Source organism: Streptococcus sp. NLN76, assembly GCF_015686645.1.
Lineage (GTDB): Bacteria > Bacillota > Bacilli > Lactobacillales > Streptococcaceae > Streptococcus.
The window spans coordinates 1-3,022 of the sequence record NZ_JADPMS010000080.1; the positions used below are offsets into that span (position 1 = coordinate 1).

The window sequence follows — 3,022 nt, forward strand, 5'->3', positions numbered from 1 at the left end:
CTGCTTTTCTGATGCTGTTTATGCCTGTAAACAATTTCTGAAAAACAGGCTCACTTCTTCTAAGTTGAAAACTTACATAGAAAGACATTTATCAATCATTCGTCCAGGTCGGACGTTTGAAAGGCGACTGAAAAATCAATCAGTAGTAAGTTTCACCTATAGAGTATCATAATTTTTAAAAAAGGTCACAAAAACCTTTATTTGGCGTGCACAAAAAGACCACATTTGAAAGTCTGATGTAATTATGAGCTTTCAAATGTGGTCTTATTCTAAATTCTAGGTCTTAACTTAATGACATTGCATGGTAAAAGTCCCTTTTTTCGCTCCTAAAGTCGCCCCAACCAGTATAACCCCAAGGTTTTGAAAGACGATTGGGACCGGAATAAATCCTAACGGAATTGCCGGGAGTAAGCCCAGCACAATCAAGAGACTCGTCATCAGACCAATCTTAGTAAGATCTCGTGTTGTAAACATTCTAAACTCCTTTGAGATAAAGTATATCCACTATAAGGGATTTATCCTAGACTGTCAACCTTGATTTTCTATGAAGTTTACTAATAAGCCATCATCATCTCAATTTTCCCTAGCCTTGCAAGGGGTGTGTATCCCTTTAACCTGAGTGGTTCACCTTGGTTTTTCTGAGTCAAAATAAACCTGACTTTCCTACGAAAGTCAGGTTTTTCAAATGAACATTATTTCCAACGCCCCGCTTCATGACGCCCTTTCCGAGCCAAGTTCCAATAAGTAAGGTAAAGGAACAACAAACTGTAACTATAGCCCTCGAACCATTTGGGAAAGAAGAAAAAAATCGGCAGCAGTAAAAGGAAGCTGAAACGAATTAAAAAATCGATAGCCAGATAAAGGGATTGCCGAAAAGAATCTTGGCCACGGTAATCCTCAGGATCCGCACTCAAGCGCCGACTTTTCAATCTGAAAAAGCAAGGACCGATGATAGAAACAAGGATTACTACCAACATACTCCTCATAAAACCATCATCATAGATAAAATAAGCGAGATCAAGCAAGGCAAATCCTACCAGCCAGTCCAATACTAACAACCATTTTTCAGTCTTCATTCTTCCTCTCCCAAGGCAGTTCAAAACTAACTCTTATCCTCTGAAACCTTCCCGATAAACCAGCGGTAAATTCGGTAATCTGCCAAAAAAAACAGCGGATGAAATCAACCAATAAAGCAGATTTGTGTACCCCAAATACTCACGCAGCGGGTAGATAATCGAAGCAGTCATCAAGAGCAAAAAGCAAACAAGTGCGACTTTTTTCATAAGATACCTCCTCGTTGAGAAAATCATAGTTCAGAACTATCCTATCCTCTATATTTTCAAATAATTTTATTTGCTCGAGATTTAAATTGAACCACTTTAAATCCTAAATATGAAAATAGAAAACCAAAAATCATTAAGAATAGATTCCCATGACCTGAAGTATTTGGTAATCGATGATTCGAACTCTCATGAACTTCAATCCTTTCTTCTTTGGCAGATAAAGGCCTTATCCGAACACGATCATCGAATCCATCTTGAATTTTAGTAACTCTCGTATCGACATCTAATGTTTTTTCCTTTTCAATGTTTTGAGTTATCAGTATAGAACCTTTGGAATTCTCCCTTTCATTCTCAAACTCAGTATCGGATTGTTCATTTGATTGATCATGATTTTCAATTTTAGTTGCATATAAATGATTGTATAATTGTTGAGCGGTTATTCCTCCACCTACCCAAGCAGCCAGCGGTTTACCATTATACATGCGTAGCAAGGCAGGTGTACCAGGAATTCCAACAACTCTAAACAAGAAATCCTTTGCTTCCTCCCCGAAATCTGCTCCATCAATGTCGTAGTACTCCAAATTGCCATCGATCAGTTGATTAAATATCTTTAATTCAGGTGAAAAAACACGACAATGATAACAAGTTCCTCTTCCAAAATAAAGAGTATGCTCTAGTTGATCATTTTCAAAAGATCGACGCACCTCTTCAATGCTTACTTTGCGAAAATCTGCAACATTATTGAGATACTCTTCAAAACTAACGTCTTCAATCTCAGCAGGTTCCTCGCTATTTTTATCACTTACTTCTGAATTAGGACTATGATCTTGAATAGCTACCTCTTCTTCTGCAACTGACTCCTCTAATACTTCAGCATTTTCAGGTCTTATTTCTAAACTTTCGACACCTAGCTCTGCTGAAGCCACTTTTTCGTCATTTGTCAAGCCAAAATCTTGAGATTCCATTGAGGACTGGATTGAGTACTCTTCAATCGAATTATTAGTATTTAACTCATCAGCATGAAGAACAATTGGATTGTAAACACAAATAAGTAGTATCAGCGACATTAATATAACTGCATATTTTTTCATTATATCCTCACACCTCTAATTCCAGTATTAAAAATAGGGAAGAGTGTCCAAAATCATGATGGATGAATCATCACTGTTTATCTTCCCTACATACCTCCACAATTAACTGATGTCTAAAGTTCGAATAACCTGTAAAAAAGTTTACAATAAGAGCCACTCGATTTTTAGTTTATAGTTATTTAGTTTTTAAATAGTATGTTATTGCATCAGTTATAGAGTCCATTTTGCGAAGTAATTCTGTAACTGATTTTTTTAAAATAGCCCAACTTTTCTCAATGGGATCTAATTCTGGAGAATACGGTGGTAGAGGTAAAAAGAAGTGACCAGCATCGATAGAAAGTTCATCTAATATTTTCTTAGGATGAAAACTTGCATTGTCCATAACAATGACATGAGGAGTCTTTAAAGATGGTAGAAGCTCTTGTTTAAACCACTCTACAAAGAAATCGCTAGTCATACTCTCTTTGTAAATCATTGGAGCTATAAAAGTCTGACCAACTTGTCCTGATACAATAGAAGTGCGTTCAAAACGACGACCACTAATTTTAGAGTGAATCTTTTCACCTCTGGGTGCACGGGCATTTTTACGATATAGATAAGTATCAATACCTGTTTCGTCAATATAGACAATTGGAAAGTCTTTCAAAA

4 protein-coding genes and 2 pseudogenes are annotated in these 3,022 nt (G+C 36.5%); 1 reads left to right on the top strand and 5 read right to left on the bottom strand.

Features of this window, described 5'->3' with window-relative positions:
• Window positions 1-172: pseudogene (locus tag I1A59_RS09745) on the top strand (IS4 family transposase); the annotation flags it as partial.
• Window positions 173-300: 128 nt separating this feature from the next.
• Here I1A59_RS09745 and I1A59_RS09190 read toward each other — a convergent pair.
• The 5 genes and pseudogenes from I1A59_RS09190 to I1A59_RS09210 all read right to left on the bottom strand — a co-directional run.
• Window positions 301-474, bottom strand: a pseudogene (locus tag I1A59_RS09190) (biotin transporter BioY); the annotation flags it as partial.
• A gap of 218 nt (window positions 475-692) precedes the next feature.
• Entirely contained in the window at window positions 693-1,076 is a 384-nt protein-coding gene (locus I1A59_RS09195; RefSeq protein WP_196092460.1) for a hypothetical protein, read from the bottom strand.
• A 33-nt stretch (window positions 1,077-1,109) separates the two neighbouring features.
• A complete protein-coding gene (locus I1A59_RS09200) occupies window positions 1,110-1,283 on the bottom strand; it encodes a hypothetical protein (RefSeq protein ID WP_196092461.1) in 174 nt (57 codons plus the stop codon).
• Window positions 1,284-1,339: 56 nt separating this feature from the next.
• On the bottom strand, window positions 1,340-2,374 hold the full coding sequence (locus tag I1A59_RS09205) for a thioredoxin family protein (protein WP_196092462.1): 1,035 nt from the start codon (window positions 2,372-2,374) through the stop codon (window positions 1,340-1,342).
• Window positions 2,375-2,549: 175 nt separating this feature from the next.
• The coding region (locus tag I1A59_RS09210; RefSeq protein WP_196092463.1) for a transposase at window positions 2,550-3,022 on the bottom strand (473 nt) is incomplete at its 5' end.